Origin of the sequence: uncultured Phascolarctobacterium sp., assembly GCF_902463975.1 — a bacterium.
GTDB lineage: Bacteria > Bacillota > Negativicutes > Acidaminococcales > Acidaminococcaceae > Phascolarctobacterium_A.
In genome coordinates, this window is sequence record NZ_CABQHJ010000025.1 from 1 (window position 1) to 17,594 (window position 17,594).

Below are 17,594 nucleotides of genomic sequence, written 5' to 3' on the forward strand. Positions count from 1 at the left end.
CTTTTTTTACATTAACAAGGCTGTCATACTTACGCTGATGAAGGGTGATAAGGTTATCTAATTGTTGAAAATATGCACCAATTATCTCCTGTTCTTCAAAGTCAGGAACATCAACAACAAATTCTTGCATATCAGAAGCAAGAATGTGTTTGATTGTATTACCTGTTGTAATGCCTTCTATTTTTTTCTTGGCTTTGTTCGTTTGATACTGATAATTTAAAAAATATGGGTTCACTTTTTCTTTTTGGTTTCTGAACATTATCAAGGCATGTGCTGCTGAATTGTCCAATTCTTCAGGGATTACAGCAGCATGTCCAACATGACCTGACTGAACCATAACCATATCACCAGTATGTAACCACTTATCTTTTTGCTTTTCATAAAACTCATCATTTATGAAAATTTCAGAGTTTCTATTTATCTGTCCATCTTTAATGTTATTGGATTCTAAATAAAAATGCCCATCTTCGACATAATATGGCGTAGCTGTTCCAACAAAAGCATTTCCTATGTTTTGATAGATACCAGATAACTTACGCTGTTCCCAAGCATCAGTAAATCCTTTAAACCTAATTGCAGGTTTTGTGTTTTTAGCCATATCATTCACCTTGTAACAACGCTTTAAATTCGTTGATACCTTTCATGTCAAAGGTGCTGCCAGTAAGCTCGTCCAACATAGCACACAGCTGTTGCTCTGTTTCGTCGATTTCGGCATCAATATCAGCGTATGTAAGAGCATATTTTTTCTGCAAAGCAGTGAGCTTGCTAACAAGGTCGTCAACCAATGTTTCCGGCATTTTATTCAGATTAACCATCAAACTATCAATCCATTTCTTGTGTAGCAGATCTTTAACCTGTTCATTCGTAAGAGATTCAATAGTTTCCTTAGTCAGCAGGTGCAGAGCAGTGCTAGCAGTCTTAATACTTGCTTTCAGCTCTTTTTCCTCTTTAAGCAGATGGTTAGCCTGGGTCAGTTTAGCAATAAGCTCCCTAATTTCTACGGACTGATCTTCCAATTTAAGCTCTTTTATCTTTTTAGGAATTTCTTTAGCTACAAAAGCAGTAGCGTCATCATTTAATGCAGCTTCACAGCTATTCTTGTCATCTTCGCTCATTTCTTCAAGAATAGCTTCAATCTCAGCAGGTATTTCAGCCAAACGTGCTTCTTGCTTCTTTAAGGCTGTGCTTTCCTGTACCAAAATATTATCTTGTACTAAAGAGAACGGCAATACACGTCCAATCCAACCGTCCTGGACTTCCTGCTCTTTATTATCTTTCTTTTTTAGTACCATATTAGGGTCAACTTTTTTGGTAGCACAAAAGCCTTCTGTCTGGATAATTTCCAAATCGACGGCAATTTTACTCCATTCGTCATCTAAAAGCTGGAAAGCAGCGTACTTATCTACCAAAGGTATACCAGAAAGCTGGGTAAAAATCTTATCGCTGATGATATTTTCTTCTTTGGCAATAGCTACCTGTTCTGCCTGTTCAATCAGCTCATGATGTAAATAAGCAGGAAAGCCAGCAAAAGCATCAGCAAAGCTGTTTTCAAAAGCAACTACATCAGCATGGCTTCTGATAGCTTCCTTAATATTATCAGTAGTCAGCTGGGTATAAGGAGTATCACTTGCTTCAAATAATGCTTCCTGTAAATTGGGGAAAGCTTTCCAGTAATCATCTAAAGCGGCAAGTTCTGCTTTAGGAATACCGCCAAACATGGAAGCATAAATATCCCAGCTTTCAGCAGCTTCAGAAGAATCTACATAACGTGGGATATTTAGGTTGTAATCATTCTGACGGATTTCTTCACGGCTCACCAGTTTAGAGTATTTGGGAATTTCCAGTCTGTTAATTACAGTATCAGCAATACGTTTAATGTCGGAAGCACGTAATTTATTGTTTTTTCCCTCTTTAGCAAAACCTTTAGAAGCATCTACAATAAGCACATCAGTGTTGCTGCGTTTCTGTTTAAGAATCATAATGATGGTTGGAATGCCTGTACCAAAGAAAATATTTGCAGGCAAGCCTATGATAGCGTCAATGTGGTTATATTCGATAAGGTTTTTACGGATTTCTCCTTCTTCACCACCACGGAACAGAACGCCATGAGGCAGAACGATAGCCATAATACCGCTAGGCTTGATGTGATAAAGGTCGTGCAGCAAGAAAGCATAGTCGGCTTTGCCTTTAGGAGCAAGACCAAAACGCTCATAGCGGACATCACTCTTCGGTGTCCATTTCTGGCTGTACGGAGGGTTAGACACTACTGCATCTACATAGAGCGGAGTGTAAGTAGTTTCTTTATTGGCTTCATCAAAGTACGGCCAGTCATCTTCCAAAGTATCGCCGTTGCGGGCAACGATATTATCGGGTTTAATGCCACGCATAACCAGATTCATACGTGTCAGGTTATAAGTATTAGATTTAAGCTCCTGAGCGTAGTATTTGATATTGTTGCTGTTGCCGATACGTTTAGCAACGCTTTTACCTATATTGATTAAAAGAGAGCCAGAACCGCTGGTAGGGTCATAAATCTCAATATATTGGTTGTCCTTTAAATGGTCAGAAATAATTTCACTCATCAGCAGAGATACTTCGTGCGGAGTGTAGAACTCGCCAGCCTTCTTTCCTGCATTAGCGGCAAACATACTAATCAGATATTCATATATGAAGCCCAGTACATCATAATCCTGCTTTCCGTCCATAGGAATATCTTTTATCAAGTCTAATAGCTCTTTGATAGCTTTTGTCTGAGAACCAGAGCTATCGCCCAGCTTACTCAGACCTGTCTGCAATGTTTCAAAAATACCCTGAAAAACTTTCTTATGGGATTCGCTAATCAAGCGGCTAAAAGCAGATAAAGCGTCACGGACATTGCTGACATCAAAATCACTGTCTTTGTTAATCCAAGTGGAGAACAGGTTGTTGTAATCAATAAAATAGCCAAGATTGTCTTGTACCCACTCTACAGTATCGGCGTCAGATTCCACTACTGTCGCAATAAGCTCTTTGTCATAACCATTGCTGTACAGAAATTTCTCTTCGGCATCAGAAAGGTACTTATAAAAAATAAAGCCTAAAATATAGTCCTTGTATTCGTTTGCTTCGATTTTTGAACGCATTTTATTTGCGGCTTCCCAGATTTTGGTAGCGAGCTGCTGTTTATTCATAAAAAAATCACCCTTTAATGTAAATTTATGGTCTAAAAAATGACGGTATCTTACCTAATAAGTATAGCACAAAAAGGTAGATAGTAGAACGGCTACTAAAAAAGTATGTAGCTTACCATGCTGTTTAACAGTTGAATTTACCGCTCTGCTTATTTATGCCACTCTTAGTACCTTTTTGAGCCATCTTATGCTCAGTTTTGCCCAGTTCCCCTCTTCATGCGCCTAACATATCAATAAATGTATGTTGGAAGGAGGTGGTAAAAATGCAAAAAATATTAGTTACTGTAGCGGAAGCAGCCTGCTTATTGAACTATAGTACCGCTACAATTTATAAACTGATCAATTCTGGTCAGCTTCCATATATCAAGAAAGGTAAAAATTATCTTATACCGTTTAAGCATTTGGAAGCGTTAGTAGAACACTCTCTGCGTTATAAAAAGCCATAGCAGCCCTATTGAAAATAACCAATTCAAAGAAATCTGTGTGCATTAAAGGAATGTCAAAGTTAACATAAAGTTAAATATATATTGAAAGGGGTATAATAGCTATGTTTGAAGAATACAGTGATATGCTGACTGTAGATGAGGTAGCAGAGATTCTAGGGGTAGGCAAAAACTCAGCTTACGAAATTTTCCGTAGCGGCGAAATGGATTGCTTTATGCTAAAGGGCAAATGGAAAATTCCTAAACAGGCACTCATTGACTACATACATAAAAAAGCTTATCAGAAATAAACTAAGCGTCAGCAGCAATACTGACGCTTAAACTGTCTATTAAAACAGTAGAAAATATGCCACAGCTCCTAACCTTTTAATCGGCTTATTGGTGTGGCATATTTTTCTTTTAAATTTTAGAGTTTTGTAATGACTGCCATAAAAAGCTACATACTAAAAATGGAAATAATTATGATTTGTTGCGGATGTTTTTTCAACATATAACTCTTTCTTGATCAAATCCTCCAGACTACAGAATTTAAAACCGAATTTATACCTACTGTCACCATCAAACTCGTCAACAATCCAGTCATACGCATCTTCATAACTATAAAAGCCTTTATGGCGTTCCCGTCTGAGATTTTTCATATAAGTCTGACAATCAAGCCAGTTATTCGTAAGTGCATATCCGTTAGAACCTACGACTGCGTAACAGCTAAATTTTTTATTTTTTTTTGACATGGTAAACCCTCCTTACTAATTTTCTAGATTTTTGTCGGCACTATAATACAAGAGCCGGCTAAATCCATATTGGTTTAAAATATCGCTTACGATAGTTTTTAGCTGGAAAAGCTCCTTCTTACCTAGCTGTAACTTATAGCCGTCAACATAACGTACCGAGTTAATAACAAAATGGGCATGAAGGTTATCAGTATTGCCATGTACCGCATAGGCGATCTGGCAACAGTATTTATTAAACATCATATCGGCAATAGCTCTTGATGCACTCTGGAAGCGTGCGACATCATCTTGGCAGATAATCTCTGCTTCCATTAAAGATACTATGATTTGTACATATTCACTGCCTCCTCGTTTGTTATAGGCTGCTTTGACCAACAGCATATCTCTGGTAGCCCTAAATGGATCAGCACCGACAGCATCATAATACAAGACCAAATCGTTATGTTCTTCATTGCTGGCAATATACTTCACAATACCGTCCAGCGTTCTGTACGTTCCGTTTAACGCTCTTAGAGTAGACATTTTTCAACCTCCTAACATTTTAAAAATATCGTCTTTTATACTGTTAAACTCTGAATTAACTTGATTAGCTTGTTTTTTCTCACCTACTTCCAGCTGATTTATTCTTTCTTGTAACACGACTATTTTTTCAACAATCTTAGAATCAATATTGTAAATTACTGCCTCCTTCACAGCTTTCTTTATAAAATCGGTTTTGCTCATGCCAGCCATTTTACTTTTATTCTCGATCTCCAGAAATTCTTCGTCTGTAACCCGAATATTTACCATCTTAGTAGACTTTTGGCTAGGTTTTTTAATTTTGTTTTGAAACTTAGTTTCTTCAGTGTTGATTTTATAATATAAAATTTTCGGTGTACTTTGCTTTAGGTTATATGACATATCAAACGCCTCCTTGCTTCAAGATGCTTTACAAATACATATCTAGTATAAAACACCCCCTTAGCTAACAACTTTTCATTCATTTCATTCTACATCATTTAGTGATATACACAACTGCTTCTACCTCTTTCCTATGCCACCCTGCATATACTATATATAACTATCTATCTATTTTTTAATTTATTGTTATATATTATTTAAATTATAATAATGTAGTTTGAGCTTTTATTAGCTCTTTATAAAAAATAAAAAGACTAAGATTATCTCTTAGCCTTTACTATAGAAATAAACCGCCCATCTGCGAATGCTTTTAATAAGACAATTCGCAGACAAGCGGCTACTTCTAAAAACTTCACATATAGTCAATCTGGTTAAAATTTTCTTCCCGATGCACTTGGCTTTCACATAGCATTTTCATCAAATGAAAGTTCAAAGGTGTTATCAATCAATTTAAGGAAATCTTCTTTGCTTAGTGACTGAGAATCAGGATTACTACTTGTTTCGTTCTTACACTCATGAGCAATTTTTTCTATTTCATCTTTTGGCTTAACAATAACTCCCATGATATGGTTAGCATTACTGAATTTATCTAAAACTTCTTTTTCAGTGTATCCCCTGCTTAAGTCACGGGTACGTATAGCATTACATTTTGTTTTCTCCACTTTGTAATCTAGCCCATAATCCAGAAAAGTATTTTTATTCCACGTATTAGTCATCTTATATTTTGGAGCGACGATTTCAAAAAAAATATTATAGGCATATTTAAGAGTACGTATAGCTGTTGAATTAAGTTCATGGACTTTATCCGTATCGCTTACCTTTTTTTGTTCACAGCATTTTTCGATAAAGTATTTTAAGGGATTATCTATCTCACTGCTTTGAGAATCCTCAATATCAGCTTGTTCCTTTTTCAATAAGCTAATACCATATTTGGCAAAGGCTGTCAACATAAAAAATTTTTCGTAATCGCTCAAATCGGTTTCGAATCCAAAAAGCCGCTTGCCTTCTGGGATGTTCTGCGCTAAATCAAATTCTGTATAACTTAGCCCATCATAATCTTTAAATTCATTCTTTTTAGCAGCAATAAAAAGATAACTCGTGTCAGATACTAGCTCCTGTTTTCCCAACAACTGGCTGTCATGAACGATTTTCTCTCCTTTTAACAGTTTTATGAAATACTCCTTGTTTTTTATTTGGGTTAAGTCGTCCGTAATATTCAAGAAGCGAGAATACAGCCTATCCTCTAAGAACTTACCAGTATTATTCTCGTTAGATAATTCCTTGATAGTATGTTTAGTAACACCATAGTATTTAGAATCTTTAAGCTCGTCCTCAGACGTTTCATTGTGTACTAATTCTCTAAACGTATCTAAATCTCTACCTTGTATGCCACCGGACGGTACACCAAGTAAAAACAACGACAGGATAAATTCACGAACAAATTGCGTGTTATTAGCCGTGATTAACATTACATTATTGATTGGCAGTCGATTGTTTTTACAGATTTCACTTCCCAGAATAATACCAGCTACTAATTTAGCGATATTATCAAAATAATCCTTACGCCCCGCAGTAATCACATACAGTGCATTGAATAGTTTTAGTAATTTTGAAGAATCTTTTGTTTTTAGGTTGCTGAAAAAAGGATATAAACCTCGGCTTTGTGGATTTGGCTCATATGGATATAGCAATAACCCGCGATTAGACGCTTCTTTAAGCAGGGCTACCTTAACCTCGTACATTAGCCTCGTGTCGCTCCAACGGAAAATTTTTGGTACGAAGCCATGTCGTTTGGCTTTTAATTCATTCAGAATATCATTGATTATCGGTAAATGCTCTCCGTCAGATGTATCAATAAGCCGGAACAATTCTAAATTGTTGAACACTCCCTTAAGTTTTCTGTCGTCGGAGAAAATATAGCCATTACTATTACTTAATAAAGTAATATTTCCTTCAAAGTCATATATTGGCCAAAAACGTTGTGCCTGCGAAATCATTCCGTTTCTACATAGAAGATTACAGGTGTACCAAGGTACGTTCTCAATCGCTTTTAGATATTGTTCGCTTAGCTCTCTAGCATAATTCTCCACAAACTCAGAAATTACTATTGTAGGTATGGGTTTACCAGCATTTTCTGGTTTGTTTAAAAATGCTTCACATGCATTCTCAATGTTACCATTGTTTTGGCCTAGAAAGTAATTTATGTAATCGCAAGCCTGTGCAACACTGTAACAAGCGGGTTCAATAGCTATATTAAAATTTTTACTTTGAAAAATTTTTTGTAGCATTGCTTTGGCTTGGTAATAGCAGTTCGCTCTGCAATAAAAATTTTTCAGCGTTTGAGTTCTTCTATAAGCTCTTAACCCCTGCCTGCTCTCCTTTTTCTCTTCGGGAATAACAGGATATTCGATTTTATCCATCAGAGCGACCAATCCCTCAATATTAGATTTAGTAAGGTTAGACATAACAGGCACCTCCAATATAATATAACTAAGCATATTATATCACAGCTGCCTGTCAGTCTTTTAAAATACTTCTATCAAACTTATTCCTTACCAGTGCGCAGAGCCTCAAATTGATTGGATAAAAGTGCAACCGCACTTTTTCTCTCGTCCTGTACATCACGCAGATAAATTGATGTAGTAGATATGTCAGTATGCCCCATCATGGCTTGAACCATATTAAGAGGCATACCGCTGATAAGCGCATACGTCGCTGCCATGGCTCGTAAAGAGTGTACTGCTATTCTAGGCATCTGATGTTTCTTGCACATCCGTTTCAGCCATAGATAGAAGCTGTCACCGTTCACGGGTACTGCCTCCCTGTTTTCAGTGCAATTTCTCGATACAAACACCAAATTTTGCGGATTTGAAATTTTTTCTTCTTGCAACCATAAATCAAGAAGTTCTTTATAGGTTTGGAGCAACTTCTTGACGTAATCGTCAAAATACAATGTACGTATCGAGGCCTTCGTTTTAGGTGTTCCTAGAGCAGGCTTTTCCCCGCTAACAAATTTCATTGCTTTATTTATATTCAGCGAACAGGATTCCAAGTCCACGCAGTCCCATGTCAGGCCTAAAAATTCCCCTTTTCTGGCTCCAGTTGTGAGGGCAATATAAAACATCAATTTATTCTTGACGTTAGGTAAAGTTACGGGTAACTCTTCCAAAATGCCCAGAAACTTCTGTAGCTCTTCTCTGTTCCAGATAGGATAGTGTTCTGAGGTTGCTTTTACTAACATATCTTTAGGTACGTCAGCACATGGATTTTTTGACAAATATTTCCATTCACAAGCTTTATTGAACAGTAACTTCAAAAGCTTGAAATGCTTCATAATTGTCACCGAAGATAGACCTTTTTGGTGCCTAGTGTCAAGCCGTGCGTCATCTTCACACAACTGGTCCATGAACCTTAACACATCTTCACCTTTTATTTTATCTATCCTCATAAAACCAAAAGCCGGTAACAGACGGTCTTTTAACATTTGTTGGTAATTGACCATTGTTATTTTCCCAACTTTTTTACTATATCTATGTTCCCAATAGGTTACAAATTCACTAAAAGTGATAGCTTTATCCGTAGCCAATCTGCCCGTTATTTCCAGATAGTATGTAGCCAGCTGCGTTTGAGCTTCTTTTTTACTGCGGGCATATATTGTCTTGGTAAACCTGCGCTGTTTATTGTTTTCATCATATCCGGCAGAAACTCTTAGTTCCCACTTATTGTTACCTCTGCTGATTAGTGATCCAGCCATTGATAATTCCTCCTATAATATAGAAAAAGAACTGCCAAACATTTCGTTTAGCAGTTCTTTTTCCGGTAAGTTTTCTTATTTACTCATGCCTTTCCAAGCAGGGCTGTTCATATTTTTTTCAGCCCAGTTATTCAGTGCATCCAAAGTATAATAGTACACTCTACCAAACTTCTTTGCTGGAAGTATACCAGCCTTAGTCATTGTCAGGACTTTGCCATAGCTGATGGTGCCTCCAAAAAAATCTTGAGCAACATCTTTTGCTTTTAAAAATTGTTGTTTTGCAGCATTTTCATTTTTCATTTCTGCCACTCCTTTCTAGGTTTTACCGCTATGTTATGGCCCGTTTATTTTTTATTTTTGAGCTCTTTTTCCATCAATTTTCATTTTCTTCATTTTATTGTCCCACGCACAATCATCAGATATAACAGGCAATGATTTAAACTGATACCTGTCATGTTCATTGTCTTGTAATTTTTTACGTTCTATATAATATAGATTTATCTATTAGTATACATAGGAAATATAAATATTTTACGCTTACACCGGTGTCAACACCAGTTGATGGAAAAGCCTGCAAACCCTTGATGGTACTGGATTCTCTTGAAATTGATTTTAATGCTTAAAATTGACTGACACTGCATTGACACCGACACTATTTGAGCTGACACCCTTATATTTTTGCTTAAATGAACCCTAAAGCATCTGAAACTGCTTTCTTCGATATGCTAAAATACGATGCCGATAACCTCGGATGATGAGTAAACCTCCATCCTTGTTTTCCGAAAATTCGAGAGTTTATCTCAAGCATACCAAAAGCCTTCTTTGATTTTTATGCGGTTAGGGAACTGCAATTATTCTATCAAGGAAGGCTTTTATTTTTCTCTTTATAGCTAGAACTTAGTATAGAGCGTGCTTTTCGTTTTAGCTATACGATTGAACCATAAAATCGAAAAACTTAATGGTTTTGTCGCTGATTTAGGCAAAATTTGAAAACAAGGTGCAAATAAGGTGCGGAAATGAAAAAAACGGTTTTCCAAAATTTGGAAAACCGCATGGTTACTGGTGATCCCGGCCAGAATCGAACTGGCGACCTACCGCTTAGGAGGCGGTTGCTCTATCCTACTGAGCTACGGAACCATAACAACAGCTCAGGCAGAACTCAAGCCTTTCCGCCCAAGCTGTATTAAATATTATACCGCAAAAACAGTCTACTGGCAATGCGGAAACAGCAAGTTATGCGTCAGCAAGCTTCTCCTCTTTTTCCTTTGCCAAAAACTCCGCCACAGCTGGCAGATTATCAAAAATAAACTGCTGCGCTGCCTGCGGATAAAAGTTAATATAATAAATTTCTCCGGTAGTTTGTCTTACACGCTTTTCGGTAACAATACCCAACTCAGAACCCTTTTCTGTCGGAATTTTATTGCGCCCATCTTCCGGCAACTGCAGATAACCTGCATGTTCCAACCATCTGCCAAGCTCCACCGTGGTAAGATTATGCATTTCCTTATCTGCAAAGGTATCATTAATATATTTTACAAGCTTTGTGATATTGGTAGCTTCAGTCATAGGCTGCAGCCTGCTCAGGTCATCCTGTTCCACAACAAAGCTGCTTTTAACTGCCTTAGAAGTTTTGGGTGCAACCTTAAAGCTCGTGCTCTGCGAAACCAGATTCATAATCTTGCCGTAAACAGCAATAACTTCTGCGGCATCGTTAAGCGCCTCCTGTACCTGCGCGCTCTGTACAACCTCCAGTGAAAGCTCCTCCTCGGCAAAAGGATGTCTGTTTTGGCTCATACGGTGAATAACATTGTAAGCATTGCGTAATTTGTTGATATCCAGCATCTGCATTTCTCCTATTCTTCACACAAATTTTATAAACAAAAGGGCAGACTCTACTACATAAAGAGTCTGCCCTCAAACAAGCAGCAGTTAATGTGCCTCTGCAAGCACCTCAGCGGCGATATCGTCCGCCATTCCCGGAGGCATGCTCCATTCAACACGCACGCCGGTTTTACCCCAAAGACGGGTAAGCGCTACCTGAAACGCCTCCTTACTGGAAAGCGGCTCCAGCGTTATCGTAGCAAAATCACGGATAGTATCACCCTGCGGCACATCCAGGCTCAACGGAGTTGCCAGATACTTTTCGACAGCAGCCTTAGCTTCGGAAACAGCCTCCGGCAAGGTTACTACGGCAGTCTTATCCGCTTCGTTATATTCTACATAGCCATAATGGCAATTATAATTCAAGGTTACAGCATAATTACTCATTTTAATCCCCCTCTGCTCTTGTTACTAATTATAACAACTTAAGCACATAATATCAATATAAGGATTTAAGTAAGCAATTAAAATATAAGTCTTTCTTAGCCTGTAATCCTTGATAAATATAATGCGTCACTATTATCTGCGGCTGAATACAGGCTGCAGACGCTTTTCCATCGGCAGCTTATCGGCAGTCACCGCCAGCTGCGCCATCTCGTACAAGGTGCTTTGCGCGCTTACAGGCTCCAGCTTGTTGCGTACACGGCGATAGGTACCGTTGGACTGCATCATATGTGCGCCCACGTTATCGCGCAGATACAAATCGAGCAACGCCTTGATGCGACGGATATGCTCCTCTGTTTCTACCGGGAAGAACAGCTCAACGCGGTCATTAAGGTTACGCGGCATCCAGTCGGCACTGGAAAGATACAGCTGCTCCTCGCCGCCGTTGGCAAACCAGAAGATACGGCTGTGCTCCAGCTGACGGCCTACAATGCTGCGGACCGTAATATTGTCGCTGATGCCCTCGATGCCTGTGCGCAGACCGCAGATACCGCGCACAATCAAATCAATATGCACGCCTGCAGCCGAAGCCTCGTACAGCTTCTGGATTACGGGCTGGTCAATCAGCGAGTTCATCTTGGCGATGATATGTCCCTCACGACCGGAACGCACCATAGCAATTTCATTATCAATCAGCGCATAAATCTTTTCGCGCAGTCCCAGCGGTGCCATAACCAGCTTATTCCAAACCGGCGGCTCGCTGTAGCCGCTGAGCAGATTGAAGAACGCCGAAGCATCGCTGCCGAACTCGTCATTGGCCGTCATCAGGCCAAGGTCGGTGTATAATTTTGCGGTGCTGTCGTTATAGTTGCCTGTGCCCAGATGCAGATAACGCTTAATGCCGTTATCCTCCTTGCGCACAATCAGAATAATTTTGGCATGTGTCTTTAAGCCTACCAAACCGTAGATAACATGGCAACCCGCTTTTTCCAGACGACGCGCCCAGAGGATATTGTTTTCCTCATCGAAACGCGCCTTCAGCTCTACCAGTACGGTTACCTGCTTGCCGTTTTCCGCAGCACGCGCCAGCGCAGCAACAATCGGGCTGTTGCCGCTTACACGGTACAGCGTCTGCTTAATTGCCAGCACCTGCGGATCATCAGCAGCATCGCTCACCAGCTTAACTACCGGGTCAAAGCTTTCGTAGGGGTGATGCAGCAAAATATCATTTTCACGGATAGCGGCGAACAAATCGCTGTCATCCGGCAGCTCCAGCGGACGCTGTGGCACAAATGGCTCATACAGCCACGGCCACATGCCCTTCATACCGATAAATTTAAAGAAGCAGGTCGGGTCCAGAGGTCCGTTGATTTCATAAACCTCCATCTCCGTAACATCCAGATTTTCCTCCAGGAATCTTTTGATACGATTATTATTCGTTTTGAAGATTTCCAGACGTACAGCAGCGCCGCGCTTACGCTTACGCAGCGATTCCTCAACCTCCTTCATAAGGTCAACGCTGTCATCCTCTTCCAAGTCAAGGTCACTGTCACGCGTTACTCTGAAGGACACCATATCCAGAATATGGCAGCCCTTGAACAGATCATGGCAATGGCTGGCGATAATATCCTCCAAAAATACGAAGGTACGCTTGCCCTCAGGCTCAACCTCCACAATGCGGTCCAATACGCTCGGCACCTGAATCAGGCCCATGCTGTGCTCGCCGTCAGCCTTAATAAGCTCAACAGCAAGGTTCAGTGTTTTATTGGCCAAAAACGGGAAGGGGCGCGAAGCATCTACTGCCATCGGCGTCAATACCGGGAAAACAACCTCACGGTAATATTCCTCCAGCCAGTCCTTTCCCAGCTCGCTCAAATCCTTAACGCGGCGGAAATGCAGCTTCACCGCATCCATTTCTGCCATCAGCGCAATCAGCGATTTTGTCTGAGTTCGCACCTGCTCATGCGCTGCCTGCGAAATAGCCACCAGCTGCTCATGCACCGACATACCGGAGGCATCGCGCTTTTCTACGCCGCTGTCAAAATTGCTCCACAAACCGGCTACGCGCACCATAAAAAATTCATCAAGGTTAGAAGCCGAAATGGCGATAAACTTCAAACGCTCCAGCAGCGGTGTGTCCTTAACCATTGCTTCCTTCAGCACGCGCAGATTAAATTTCAGCCAGCTCAGCTCGCGGTTATAAAAATACTCAGGCTTTGTCAAATCTAATTTTCCCATTACTTATTCACCCGTTCCAAAATAGGTTCAATACCAAAAACTTCCTCAAAGAAAGTAGATTTATCATCAAACGTCCAGATTTCCAACGTCAAATCCTCTTTGCTTGCTGCCAGAACCTTCAGCTTATTATCCTTCAGCGTTACACTGCAGCTGTGAATTTTTTGCATATAGCTGCGGTCTAAGGCATCAGCCAGACGCACAATGGCAGCCAGCTTGGCCACAACAGGCACCAGCTCCTTTTCCACATGCGGCGCAAGCGTATTGCTCTTGTCAAACAGTCTGTTGGCATGATAATACGATGCCAGCGCTACGATTTTCTTATCCTTCTCGCTCAGGCCGATAATATCCGTAGACATAATCAACTGATAGGTGTAGATAGAGTGACTGCGCATGCAGATGTATTTGCCTATATCATGCAAAATGCAGGTTGCACGCAAAAGCAGGCGCTCATGCTCGCCCATGCCGTAAGCCTTGGAAATCTTGTCGAAAATAATCAGCGACAGACGCTCCACCTGCTGAGCATGCTTCTTATCATACAGATAACGGCTGCCGATGGTATGGAAAAGGCTGATAAGCTCCTGCTCCAGCTCCTTACGCATGACAGGGTTCGTTTTATTGCCGATATGCAGCAGTTGGATACCGTCGATAAAGCGGTCTGCCGTAATAATAATTTCCTTGGCGGGAATCAGATGCAGCAGCTGTTCATAAAGCAGCACCGTAGGCAGCACAAGCTCCGCAACATTTTCCGGCAGCTTATATACCTGAATCAGCTGTGCCAGGCTCATCTGACGCATGCTGTCGAAAAAGGCATGGAAATCCGCCGCCTTGATGCGATGCACCAGTTGCTTTTCATCCAGACCCAGCATGCGCAGCAAAAGCTCGGTCTCTGTACCGGACAGCACCAGATATCGCACCTTGCTGTCACCCAGCTCGTTTCTTACCGGTCCGATTGTACTGCTGAGAAATTCCGTCAGCGCCTTGTTAAAATGCATGCTTTCACGACGGTTGCGCTCAAAGCTTTCCTTAATACGGATAATACCGATATGGAAGTTGCCCTGATAGCAGATTTTTTCGTCACGCACCAGCGTTACTCCCAAACCGCCGGAGGAAATATCCATCATCAGCATGCCCTCACGCTCGGTAGAAATTTTTTCTGCCTTCAGCGTATTGCGGATAGCCACAAACTTGGTATAAATTTCTCGCGGCATATCAACAACATCGACAACAAGGCCCGTCTTGTTATAAATCTGATCCAGCAGAAATACCTGATTGCTGGCCTCACGCACGGCCGTTGTCGCCTGCATAACATATTCCTCTACACCGTATTCCTTCATCAGGCGCTTGAAGCCTATCAGAATTTCGCAGATTTCGGAAACAAGCGGGAAAGGAATTATTTTATTTTTAAAAGTTGCCTCACCCAAACGGATGCGTCGATTGCAGCATTCGACAACCTTGTACCTTTCGGTATTGTGATATTCGGTAATCTGCATACTGAGCATCTCCGAGCCTAGATGAATCGCAGCAAAGGTTGTATAATTTTTACGCTTCATTAGCTAAGCCTCCAAAACAGTATATTATTGGTATAATTCGTTTTTCTTAACAAAAATCCTGCGAAGAAATCGAGATTATACATTAATTTAACAAATTAACACGAATTTTACTTTTTTACGCAGGATTTTTTCCGCTTATGGGTAATATAATAAATATATCGTTAAAATAGAATAATCGGAGTTTAGAGGAACACCCCACAAGGAGAAAAGAAAAATGCAACGAATCGCAATTATCGACATCGGCTCCAACTCGGCCCGGCTTGTTATCAGCCATATTTATAAGAATGGTGCTTATAATATGGTCTATAACCAAAAAGAAGCACTGCGCCTGAGTCAGAAGGTCGACGAAAAAAACATGCTTACAGAAGTAGCCTTCAGCAGCACCATCGAAACCATGAAAAGCTTTGCCTATATGTGCAAAATTTATCAGGCTGACAAAACCATTGCCGTTGCTACCGCAGCCATCCGCAACGCTGCCAACGGTGCGGAGCTTGTCGCACGCGTTGCCGAGGAAACAGGCATCCAGTTGCACATCATCTCCGGCAATACCGAAGCCTATATCAGCTATCTTGGCGTTATCAACACCCTCAACGTCAAGGACGGCATCATCTTTGACTTGGGCGGCGGCAGTACCGAGCTGATTCTGTTCAAGAACCGTAAAATTTTGGAAAGCGTATCCCTGCCTATCGGTGCAGTCAATACCACCTCCATGTTCAACACACGCAATGTCATGCCCGCCAATGTCTTCAGCGACGTGAGCTTTTTTATCACGAGCCGTCTGGAAAAGTACCCCTGGCTCAAGCAGAACAGGCTGCCTCTCATCGGCGTCGGCGGTACCGCGCGTACGGTAGCTAAAATCATACAGCGTGAAAAGAAGTATCCGGCAACCAAAATCCACAATTATTCCTATACCACGCAAACATATTGCAGCTTCTTCAACAGACTGCGCAATACAAATCTGGAGCAGCGCAAAAAGATTTCCGGCCTCAGCAGCGAGCGCAGTGATATCATTCTGGCCGGCAGCAGCATTATCAGGTGCCTTTTGGAGGTAACGGGTGCCAAAAAGCTCATCACCTCCGGCTGCGGCCTGCGCGAAGGCCTGTTCTTCGATTATTATTCCAAAGAAAATCACGTGCCCATTATAGCGAAGGATATCCTTAAAATGAGCAGGGAAAATGTGTTAAACCTATATGAACCCGACCAGCAGCATTCCAGACACATCACCCATTTGGTGTTATCAATGTTTGACGGCTGGAGTGAGCTGCACGGCTTACGCAAAAATTATCGCCGTCTGCTGGAAACCGCTGCACTGCTGCATGACATCGGCATTACTATCAACTTCTACAGTCACGCACGTCATAGTGCCTATATGATTTTAAATGCCAAGCTCTTCGGACTGACGCACAAGGAGCAGGTTATCACGGCAGCTATCGCCGGCTGGCACAACGGTGTTTCCAAAAACTATTTCAAGGACCGTTTCTACAAGGAACTGCTTAGCGACGCCAACTGGAAAACAATCAACAAGCTGGCACTGCTGCTGGCCTTAGCTGAAAGCCTCGATTATACGGAAACATCCCAGATTCATGTTATTGAACCGAGCATCAGCAAAAAGAATGCTACTTTAAAGCTCTATGCTCAAGGTATTCCCAGTATTGAAATGCATCAGATTCAGGAGCATCTGTCATGGTTCAAAAAGACCTTCGGCGTAGAGCTGAAGGTGCAGCTGGCGACAGCAGCAGAAGAATAATGCAAAGCAGCCTCAGTATACGCTTGCGTATGCCAAGGCTGCTGTTTTTATTTTGCTCCGTATTTTTCTGTTTCTTCCTGAATGTAATGCGTTGTAAAAACAGGCATAAATCCGCCGCCTTCTTTTTTGACATACTCGCGCAAAACATTTTGCCAAGCACGCTTAGCATACAGAAAACGAATGACATAAACAGCACTTTCATCTTCGCGCACGACATAAAACAGCAGATAATTTTTCACGGGCACGAAGCGGATTCCCCACGCACGCAAAAATGCGTCGTTACATAAGGGATAACGAGTCGGAAAAGAAGCAAGGCTATCTCCTTCGCCGAAAAATTTCTCTACTATACAATCTGACGCAGAGACATTGCACAACTTGAGCTTTATATAACTAGCGACAGCATCTAAATCCGCCAATGCTTTTTGCGTATAAATTATCTTGTACGTCATAATATATTTGCTCCAGGATATTTCTTTCTGAACATCTCTTTAGCATCTTCTGCAGAAACTACTCTTCCAGCCTCAATATCGTCTAAACCTTGTTTCAACGCACCATACAACTCAAAACGTGCTGTAAGCTGTTCATAAGCTTCTATACTCATTACCGCCAAATCTCCCTTGCCATTTTTGGTAATGAAAACAGGCTCATCATATTCATGGCAGAAAGAAGATATTTCGTTATAGTTATTGCGCAGTTCTGCGCTTGAAGTAATTTTAGGCATAATCGCACCTCCTTCGTATAGCTAAATTATACCTTAATTCGGCTATCTGGTCAAATTTTATAAAAATAGGCCTGC

The 17,594-nt window shown here is 41.0% G+C and carries 17 protein-coding genes and 1 tRNA gene; 3 read left to right on the plus strand and 15 right to left on the minus strand.

Annotation, left to right across the window (positions count from 1 at the left end; translation table 11 throughout):
* Positions 1 to 598: restriction endonuclease subunit S (locus tag RDW05_RS07995; RefSeq protein ID WP_307978575.1), on the minus strand; the 598-nt coding region annotated here is incomplete at its 3' end.
* Position 599: 1 nt separating this feature from the next.
* Entirely contained in the window at positions 600 to 3,170 is a 2,571-nt protein-coding gene (locus tag RDW05_RS08000) for a type I restriction-modification system subunit M (RefSeq protein WP_307978576.1), read from the minus strand.
* 263 nt (positions 3,171 to 3,433) lie between these two features.
* Between RDW05_RS08000 and RDW05_RS08005 the strand changes: the two genes are divergently transcribed.
* Together RDW05_RS08005 and RDW05_RS08010 are read left to right on the plus strand one after the other, a co-directional pair.
* Positions 3,434 to 3,616, plus strand: coding sequence for a helix-turn-helix domain-containing protein (locus RDW05_RS08005; RefSeq protein WP_307978577.1), 183 nt, complete (start codon positions 3,434 to 3,436; stop codon positions 3,614 to 3,616).
* A gap of 101 nt (positions 3,617 to 3,717) precedes the next feature.
* Positions 3,718 to 3,903 carry a helix-turn-helix domain-containing protein gene (locus RDW05_RS08010; protein WP_307978579.1) on the plus strand — a complete coding sequence of 62 codons (186 nt, stop codon included), beginning with the start codon at positions 3,718 to 3,720 and terminating at the stop codon, positions 3,901 to 3,903.
* 153 nt (positions 3,904 to 4,056) lie between these two features.
* Here the strand turns inward: RDW05_RS08010 and RDW05_RS08015 are convergent, their stop codons facing one another.
* The 11 genes from RDW05_RS08015 to RDW05_RS08065 form a co-directional block, all read right to left on the minus strand.
* Entirely contained in the window at positions 4,057 to 4,344 is a 288-nt protein-coding gene (locus RDW05_RS08015; RefSeq protein WP_307978580.1) for a viroplasmin family protein, read from the minus strand.
* 15 nt (positions 4,345 to 4,359) lie between these two features.
* Positions 4,360 to 4,866, minus strand: a complete 507-nt coding sequence (locus RDW05_RS08020; protein WP_307978582.1) for a relaxase/mobilization nuclease domain-containing protein — start codon at positions 4,864 to 4,866, stop codon at positions 4,360 to 4,362.
* 3 nt (positions 4,867 to 4,869) lie between these two features.
* Entirely contained in the window at positions 4,870 to 5,244 is a 375-nt protein-coding gene (locus RDW05_RS08025; RefSeq protein ID WP_307978584.1) for a hypothetical protein, read from the minus strand.
* A 401-nt stretch (positions 5,245 to 5,645) separates the two neighbouring features.
* Positions 5,646 to 7,709: a hypothetical protein gene (locus RDW05_RS08030; RefSeq protein WP_307978585.1), complete on the minus strand. Its 2,064-nt coding sequence runs from the start codon at positions 7,707 to 7,709 to the stop codon at positions 5,646 to 5,648.
* Between the two features lie 80 nt (positions 7,710 to 7,789).
* On the minus strand, positions 7,790 to 8,998 hold the full coding sequence (locus RDW05_RS08035; protein WP_307978586.1) for a tyrosine-type recombinase/integrase: 1,209 nt from the start codon (positions 8,996 to 8,998) through the stop codon (positions 7,790 to 7,792).
* Between the two features lie 75 nt (positions 8,999 to 9,073).
* On the minus strand, positions 9,074 to 9,298 hold the full coding sequence (locus tag RDW05_RS08040; RefSeq protein ID WP_307978587.1) for a helix-turn-helix domain-containing protein: 225 nt from the start codon (positions 9,296 to 9,298) through the stop codon (positions 9,074 to 9,076).
* 760 nt (positions 9,299 to 10,058) lie between these two features.
* Positions 10,059 to 10,135 (minus strand) — tRNA-Arg (locus RDW05_RS08045).
* Positions 10,136 to 10,231: 96 nt separating this feature from the next.
* On the minus strand, positions 10,232 to 10,840 hold the full coding sequence (locus RDW05_RS08050; protein WP_307978588.1) for a hypothetical protein: 609 nt from the start codon (positions 10,838 to 10,840) through the stop codon (positions 10,232 to 10,234).
* Positions 10,841 to 10,927: 87 nt separating this feature from the next.
* On the minus strand, positions 10,928 to 11,266 hold the full coding sequence (locus RDW05_RS08055; protein ID WP_307978589.1) for a hypothetical protein: 339 nt from the start codon (positions 11,264 to 11,266) through the stop codon (positions 10,928 to 10,930).
* 132 nt (positions 11,267 to 11,398) lie between these two features.
* Positions 11,399 to 13,501 (minus strand): RNA degradosome polyphosphate kinase, encoded by a 2,103-nt coding sequence (locus RDW05_RS08060; protein WP_293807082.1) that lies wholly within the window; start codon positions 13,499 to 13,501, stop codon positions 11,399 to 11,401.
* Positions 13,501 to 15,051 (minus strand): HD domain-containing protein, encoded by a 1,551-nt coding sequence (locus RDW05_RS08065; RefSeq protein WP_307978590.1) that lies wholly within the window; start codon positions 15,049 to 15,051, stop codon positions 13,501 to 13,503. Before RDW05_RS08065 ends, RDW05_RS08060 begins: the two co-directional genes overlap by 1 nt.
* Positions 15,052 to 15,265: 214 nt before the next feature.
* Here RDW05_RS08065 and RDW05_RS08070 point away from each other — a divergent pair, with 214 nt between their 5' ends.
* Positions 15,266 to 16,798, plus strand: a complete 1,533-nt coding sequence (locus RDW05_RS08070; RefSeq protein WP_307978591.1) for a Ppx/GppA phosphatase family protein — start codon at positions 15,266 to 15,268, stop codon at positions 16,796 to 16,798.
* Positions 16,799 to 16,845: 47 nt separating this feature from the next.
* Here RDW05_RS08070 and RDW05_RS08075 read toward each other — a convergent pair whose 3' ends face one another.
* Both RDW05_RS08075 and RDW05_RS08080 read right to left on the minus strand, forming a co-directional pair.
* The gene (locus RDW05_RS08075) at positions 16,846 to 17,247 is read right to left on the minus strand and encodes a type II toxin-antitoxin system RelE/ParE family toxin (RefSeq protein ID WP_307978593.1); all 402 of its coding nucleotides are present in this window, start codon (positions 17,245 to 17,247) and stop codon (positions 16,846 to 16,848) included.
* Positions 17,244 to 17,519, minus strand: coding sequence for a type II toxin-antitoxin system Phd/YefM family antitoxin (locus RDW05_RS08080; RefSeq protein WP_307978594.1), 276 nt, complete (start codon positions 17,517 to 17,519; stop codon positions 17,244 to 17,246). The genes RDW05_RS08075 and RDW05_RS08080 overlap by 4 nt, the downstream gene beginning before the upstream one ends.
* Positions 17,520 to 17,594 lie beyond the last annotated feature (75 nt).

Bases quoted from the DNA above. Each gene is read 5' to 3' on its own strand.
- RDW05_RS08010 (WP_307978579.1), top strand. From the start codon at position 3,718: ATGTTTGAAGAATACAGTGATATGCTGACTGTAGATGAGGTAGCAGAG.
- RDW05_RS08025 (WP_307978584.1), bottom strand. From the start codon at position 5,244: ATGTCATATAACCTAAAGCAAAGTACACCGAAAATTTTATATTATAAA.
- RDW05_RS08015 (WP_307978580.1), bottom strand. From the start codon at position 4,344: ATGTCAAAAAAAAATAAAAAATTTAGCTGTTACGCAGTCGTAGGTTCT.
- RDW05_RS08060 (WP_293807082.1), bottom strand. From the start codon at position 13,501: ATGGGAAAATTAGATTTGACAAAGCCTGAGTATTTTTATAACCGCGAG.
- RDW05_RS08055 (WP_307978589.1), bottom strand. From the start codon at position 11,266: ATGAGTAATTATGCTGTAACCTTGAATTATAATTGCCATTATGGCTAT.
- RDW05_RS08030 (WP_307978585.1), bottom strand. From the start codon at position 7,709: ATGTCTAACCTTACTAAATCTAATATTGAGGGATTGGTCGCTCTGATG.
- RDW05_RS08080 (WP_307978594.1), bottom strand. From the start codon at position 17,519: ATGCCTAAAATTACTTCAAGCGCAGAACTGCGCAATAACTATAACGAA.
- RDW05_RS08070 (WP_307978591.1), top strand. From the start codon at position 15,266: ATGCAACGAATCGCAATTATCGACATCGGCTCCAACTCGGCCCGGCTT.
- RDW05_RS08075 (WP_307978593.1), bottom strand. From the start codon at position 17,247: ATGACGTACAAGATAATTTATACGCAAAAAGCATTGGCGGATTTAGAT.
- RDW05_RS08035 (WP_307978586.1), bottom strand. From the start codon at position 8,998: ATGGCTGGATCACTAATCAGCAGAGGTAACAATAAGTGGGAACTAAGA.
- RDW05_RS08065 (WP_307978590.1), bottom strand. From the start codon at position 15,051: ATGAAGCGTAAAAATTATACAACCTTTGCTGCGATTCATCTAGGCTCG.
- RDW05_RS08040 (WP_307978587.1), bottom strand. From the start codon at position 9,298: ATGAAAAATGAAAATGCTGCAAAACAACAATTTTTAAAAGCAAAAGAT.
- RDW05_RS08000 (WP_307978576.1), bottom strand. From the start codon at position 3,170: ATGAATAAACAGCAGCTCGCTACCAAAATCTGGGAAGCCGCAAATAAA.
- RDW05_RS08005 (WP_307978577.1), top strand. From the start codon at position 3,434: ATGCAAAAAATATTAGTTACTGTAGCGGAAGCAGCCTGCTTATTGAAC.
- RDW05_RS08020 (WP_307978582.1), bottom strand. From the start codon at position 4,866: ATGTCTACTCTAAGAGCGTTAAACGGAACGTACAGAACGCTGGACGGT.
- RDW05_RS08050 (WP_307978588.1), bottom strand. From the start codon at position 10,840: ATGCTGGATATCAACAAATTACGCAATGCTTACAATGTTATTCACCGT.